The organism is Nostoc sp. NMS9 (genome assembly GCF_017114995.1).
GTDB lineage: Bacteria > Cyanobacteriota > Cyanobacteriia > Cyanobacteriales > Nostocaceae > Nostoc.
On record NZ_JABXKL010000052.1, the window covers coordinates 38332 to 44349 of the forward strand.

General features: G+C 37.0%; 3 protein-coding genes and 1 pseudogene. 3 read left to right on the plus strand and 1 reads right to left on the minus strand.

What is annotated here, in order from left to right:
* Window positions 1-324 precede the first annotated feature (324 nt).
* From HWQ40_RS16340 to HWQ40_RS16350, 3 genes are all read left to right on the plus strand, one after another.
* Entirely contained in the window at window positions 325-570 is a 246-nt protein-coding gene (locus HWQ40_RS16340) for a hypothetical protein (protein WP_292779572.1), read from the plus strand.
* 1177 nt (window positions 571-1747) lie between these two features.
* Entirely contained in the window at window positions 1748-2905 is a 1158-nt protein-coding gene (locus tag HWQ40_RS16345) for an AAA-like domain-containing protein (protein ID WP_292779574.1), read from the plus strand.
* Between the two features lie 580 nt (window positions 2906-3485).
* Complete coding sequence (locus HWQ40_RS16350; RefSeq protein WP_292779575.1) at window positions 3486-4901, plus strand: AAA-like domain-containing protein; 1416 nt, start codon at window positions 3486-3488, stop codon at window positions 4899-4901.
* A 19-nt stretch (window positions 4902-4920) separates the two neighbouring features.
* On the opposite strand, the pseudogene HWQ40_RS16355 reads toward HWQ40_RS16350, so the two are convergent.
* Window positions 4921-6018, minus strand: a pseudogene (locus HWQ40_RS16355) (hypothetical protein); the annotation flags it as partial.

Consider the following 6018-nt stretch of genomic DNA (forward strand, 5'->3'; position numbering starts at 1 on the left):
TCAATCTTACTATTAATTAAAATTATTACTAATTTGGAAGCGTAATCATAATATCTTTGTAATTATCCAGTAGATATATCAAGTAGATAATCCCAGTTTTTTAAATAAAACGCAATAGCAGTTAAGACATTTAAGAAACTAGTCAAGAAACAAGTTAAGAAAGTTAAGAAAGTTAAGAAAGTTAAGTAGATAGATATTTAAAATATTTACTGAATCATAATTCAGTACGATTTAGTAAGGCTCAAAGTTTTGTAAATTAGGAATTCTAATCAAGACTAAAAATAAACTGTAGTGTATCTCAAAGACTTCTTGCTGTTGTCCCCAATGATACAAAGCAATGATTTGCTAAAAGCAACACCAGACAACGATACTGCAAGGGCTATTGAGCAAGCAATCACCCCAAGCAAAACAAGTGAAGAAATCGTTCTTTACCCTTCTCCTAGCGGAGACGCTGCGCGAACGGGTGACGCTCTCTACGTTCGCGCAGCGTGTGGCAGACAGATGCTACGTGTAGCTTCTCTGCAAGATTACGCAGACTCGCTAACGCCAGTTCTACGGGACAGAAACTGACACCACCGACTGGACTCACCAGCAAATAGCTTAGTTTGTCTGGTGGTAGCGATGAACCTGTGGTCGAGAGATTCAATTTTAAAATCACTTAATGAATTAAAAAGTGTAGTAGTTACTAAAGCAAAGCGTCAAAAAGGAAATTTCAAGACCAGTTATAAATTTGAGTAAGCTCAGGCTTTTTATTACCAGATAACAATCGCATTTTCTTGATTTAGAATGGTTGTGTCATTATTTTAAGAATTTTTTAGTTCATAACACAACTTACTTACTTTTTTATTAACTGTCTTAACTAATACTGCTCGGTTAAGCCTCTTTTGGGCATTATAGACAACGATATTTCAAGGATTTCAGCTTACTTTTTTCCTTAACTGAGCAGTATTGCTGTCTTAACTATCTCAAGAATTTAGTTAAATGTCTTAACTTTCCTTGATTTTTGTTTTTAGCTAAGAGAAGATAAGTCTGCACATGATAGAGTGATCGACTTTGGCATTATCTTTTGAGCAATTATTCTTTAGTTATCTAAAAATATATAATTTTTTCTCAAAAAATTTGCTTTCTTCATAGGCTAATTTAGTTGTCATTTCCCACTACACATCTGCTGTGAAAAATTATGAACTATGTTGATTTACATTCTCGTTTACATTGGCAATAAGTAGATGAACTTAATTAAATATAAAATGCTTTTTTATTGACTATGCAGGCATAATGCCCACCCCACAAAAACAATTAACCTCTTATGGGGTATGGGGTAGGCATCTTACCTGCCCTGTCTTCACTTTATTTATGTCCATCTACTCATCACGATGCTTTACTTACTAACCAAGACAAGTTGAGTGAGGAATTATATGTTGCGATCAGCTAGGCGGTTACGCCATCGCTAAAAATCTCAACTTAGATTTATCAAAGTTCAATTCAAAAACGCAATGAAAAGGAAGTGAGCGCAGTGATTGAGAAAGCTCGGCATATAGCATAAAAGTTAGAAATAAGCTATTTCCTGAAAGTGATGAAACAAGGCGATTGCCATCAGATAATCCAAGTAAAGATAAAACAGTTAAAACTTAAATAACAGTAAAAAGAATGGAAATAATAGTTAAATCATATCATAAAATTGTTGCGTTTAAATATAGTATCGCTTACAAAATTATAAGTATCCCTATTTATAATAATTGACTTGACTATGAGATATCAAGTCGGTGGTAGCCTGAAGTATGATGACTCTACATATATTGTCCGTCAAGCAGACGAACAACTTTATACTGGATTAAAAACAGGAGATTTTTGTTACGTCTTCAACTCCCATCAAACAGGTAAATCATCTCTACTACACCGGACTATTCATCGCTTAGAAAAAGAAAATTATATATGTGTTTATTTGAATTCAGTCCTATTAGGTACTAATCAAATTACACCTATACAATGGTACAAGGGCATTATTGTCAGCTTATTTCACAAGTTAAATCTGACAGAACGGGTCAACGTTGGGAGTTGGTGGGAGCAACAATCAGAGCTTTACCCTGTACAAAAACTGTATCAATTTGTTGAACAGGTGTTGCTGAGAGAATTTCAAAATAATCGCATTTTTATCTTTATCGATAATATTAATAGCCTGCTAAGTTTGAATTTCCCGGTCAACCATTTTTTTATCTGGATTCGTTACTGTTATGAACAACAAGCACACAACCCAAGCTTTCAACGCTTGGGTTTTGCTTTGTTTGGTGTAGCCAGTCCATCTAACTTAATTGCCGATCGATATCGAAATCCCTTTAAGATTGGTCAAGCAATTAAGTTATGTGACTTTCAATTACATGAAGCTATGCCCCTACTTGAAGGTTTAGAAGAAGTAGTCACCCAGCCACAGGCAATATTGCAGTATATTATTCATTGGACAAGAGGACAGCCGTTTCTCACGCAAAAGCTTTGTCAGTTAGTTGTGCAAGTTGCTTTGGAAAGTTATAAAGGAGCGATTACTATACCGAACGGTACTGAAGGATATTGGATAGAACAATTGGTGCGATCGCGCATTATTCAACATTGGGAATTCCAAGATGAACCTCAACATCTCCGTACCATAAGAGATCGCTTACTTTTTGACGAACACAAAGCACGAAAGTTATTAAAAATTTATCAACAGGTGTTACAAGTAGAGGAACTAAGGAATAGGAACCCGATAGAGAACTTGATACCAGCCGATAATAGTGAAGAACAGACAGAACTGTTGCTATCTGGTTTGGTGGAAAATTATAACGGCTATCTGAGAGTTAAAAATCCGATTTACCGGAGTGTTTTCACTCCTCAATGGGTATCAAGACAGTTAGAAAATTTTCTCTTTTCTTAATAGGAACTAGTAATCAGAATACATCTGTTAGATAAGTTCTGCATTGCTTGTCTGAAAAATAAGTATAAATTACTACTAAAAATACATCATCTAGTCGTATATCTGTGGACTTTGCTTGTGCATAATTTCTGCCAAGTTTTGATTACAAGTAGTTCTACAACTATTAATACTCAGTATTTAGAGTTATACTAAAGCGATAATATTTTTGCAACACACCAACAAAAAAGTCATAAATTATATAAGTTAAAAATATTACATTATTTAATCACATTTGTACAAATTCAGGCAAATACAAGTCCTTTATTTCTTCAGAGAGTTTTTGCAAGACTACCATCAAAACACCGAGTTGAAAAGTAGGAAAAGTAGGAAAAGTGGGAAAAGTAGGATAAATAGATAATTGATGTCAGTGTTTACTATCAAGCTAATATAATGTAACTTAGTTTATTAGAGTTCCTATGGATTTTACGAAAAATGAAAGAATAGTGTATTAAAAATTGCTACGTTAAATTCCAGTTTCAGTAGGCAAATAGAAAAAATTATTGCTTGTGACACTCATTTATAATAAATACCTGTAACAGCAATGTATAAAACTAAACGCACACGAGGAGTTGTACTAACATCCACAGGAATTAAACGGTTACAATCAGCAATTCTTTCTGTGGAGATAGTAGAAAATAAAGGCGAACACTTGAGTTTAGAAGAAATAAGCTCGCGCATTCATGTTTCTACTAGAACTTTGAGTAAATTATGGTCTTTAAGTGAAAGTGTAGATCAAAAAACTATAAAACTCTGCTTTAGCGCATTTAATCTAGAATTACACAGCGAAGACTACGCCATAGTCAACAAAGCAAATGAGACTGAAACATCTGAGTTATTGTCTATTGCAAATATAGAAGAAGATTTATCTCAACGTTCCGAATTAACCTCATTTGTCGAAGAACATGACACACAAACTGAACAGATAGAAAATCTTTGGTCATACCCGGATGGACCCGTACCTTTAGATTCTCACTTTTATATTGAACGTCCTCCACTAGAGAGAAAGGTTTATCGAGAAGTAACTACTAGTGGCTGCGTGATTCGCCTTAGGTCTCCCAAACAGATGGGTAAAAGTTCTCTTGTGTTGCGGCTTTGTGCGTTTGCACAGAAACTTGGGTATCAGACTGTGAATCTGAATTGCTACCAATTCGATAGTGAGTGTCTAACTGATTTAAATAAACTGTTGCGTCGTCTTTGCTGGAAAATTGCAACTCAATTAGGTATTGACCCCAACCTCAAAGAAAAATGGAATGAAGAAATTGGCTACAACTTGAGTAGCGGCTTCTATTTAGAAAACTATTTGCTCGATCAATGTCAAAGCCCAGTGGTTTTAGTGTTGAATGAAGTTGACCGTTTTTTTGAATATCCTCACATTTGTCACGAGTTTTTTGCTTTGTTGCGGTCATGGTGTGAGGAAGCACGACACAATCCCAAGTGGCAAAAGCTGAGGTTAGTAATGGTTTACTCAACGGAAGAGTACATCTCTAGGGATATTAACCTCTCTCCTTTTAATATTGGTCTACCTATTCGTCTGAACGATTTTACTCAACCACAAGTAGAAGATTTAGCTAGGCGGTATAGTTTAGACTCGTTTAAAGCTAAAGATTTTGCCCAATTAATGTCATTAGTAGGAGGACATCCAGCACTAATTCAGATTAGTTTGTACTATCTTAGGTCTCAAGAAATGACCCTGCAAGAAATAATAGAGGAAGCTATGGCCAATGGTGGTATCTACCGCGATCATTTATGGCGACAGTTGATCAAACTGCAAGAAAATCCTAGACTTGCAAAGATTTATGCTGAAATTCTGGCAGCAAAGCAAGGTATTCCTCTTAATCCTGTTGAGACTTACAAACTTGAAAGTTTGGGATTAATTCGCTTTGAGGGCGATCGCATCTTACCGCGTTGCGAACTCTATCGCGCCTATTTTGCAAAACAGCTATCGACAATTGTTTGATAGAGCAACACTAAGGCACTCAATACCAAGTACAAGTGTTAACAGCCCCCTGAAAACTCTGAAATCCTTTGACTGGCCCTTGATACTCTAACCTGATAAACTGTTCATTAACAGTAATAGTTGCCGTTTGGTCGATTTGCAAGGGTAGCTTGATTAACATAGGGAAAACCGTCATCAACTTGCGGTAGTCCATTACTTGCCCAACGGAGATTTCCAACGACTGGATACCCTGAACTTGATTATCTTGGATGCGATCGCTTAATTCATTAAACACCCGATCGAGTGTTCCTTCCAAATCAAATTCTTCCGGTTTGGCTTTAAACAGAGATAAATCATTCCAGTCATCGCCAATTTTTTCGCTCCCGTTAGGTGTGCGGGGTGTACCAGTACCGTAGGTTAAAATGCTTGCTGGGGTTTTCTTCTCAGCAACTTCGCCATTGCCATAATCAGCTATAATTTTGAAAGCTGTGGTTTTAGCGTAGGCGTAGCCCGCCGTTGGCGAAGCCTCTCGTAGAGAAGGCATCGCTGTCTCATGTTCATCACTAGGGCGAAACTCCCCTGTAACCAAATTCCCATCTTGATACAGCTTAATCGTCAAAGCCCCCGATGCTTTCCACCGTATCCGCACAGGTTTTACCGATTCTGTACTGGACAAGACTTGAGCATTCAGTTCAATTTCTCGCGGTTTCGGTGGTTCCAGAATTCCCCGGCGGTAGAGTTCCATCCTCTCCGAAAATTCTATGGAGTCAGGTAGGGTAATTTTACCGTCATCAGTTTTTATAAACAGCTTTTCTCCCACCTTCATATCCCAGTTACCAGTCTGCAACCCTTGGCGGATGGTATCTCGGAGCTTTGAGATTTCGGCATCGACAAATATATTTAAACTCAAGTCTTTAGCGAAAGCTTCTTTTAATGCTTTAGTTGTCCAATGGTTTAATCCAGACACCCATACCTTCTGCAAAATATAAGCAGGGGCGTAGGTACGCCATCGCACTTCATGTAGTGCCAGGGTGCGTTCATCAAGGTTCTGTAATGTTCGTGCATCACTCATTTGAACAATGATAACTCCCGGTTCGCCCATTTTTTCAGAAGTTAGATAAAAGTGAGCAAAAGCGTA

Excerpts from the sequence above, each read along its gene's own strand:
- HWQ40_RS16340 (WP_292779572.1), top strand. The coding sequence starts at position 325 with ATGATACAAAGCAATGATTTGCTAAAAGCAACACCAGACAACGATACT.
- HWQ40_RS16345 (WP_292779574.1), top strand. The coding sequence starts at position 1,748 with ATGAGATATCAAGTCGGTGGTAGCCTGAAGTATGATGACTCTACATAT.
- HWQ40_RS16350 (WP_292779575.1), top strand. The coding sequence starts at position 3,486 with ATGTATAAAACTAAACGCACACGAGGAGTTGTACTAACATCCACAGGA.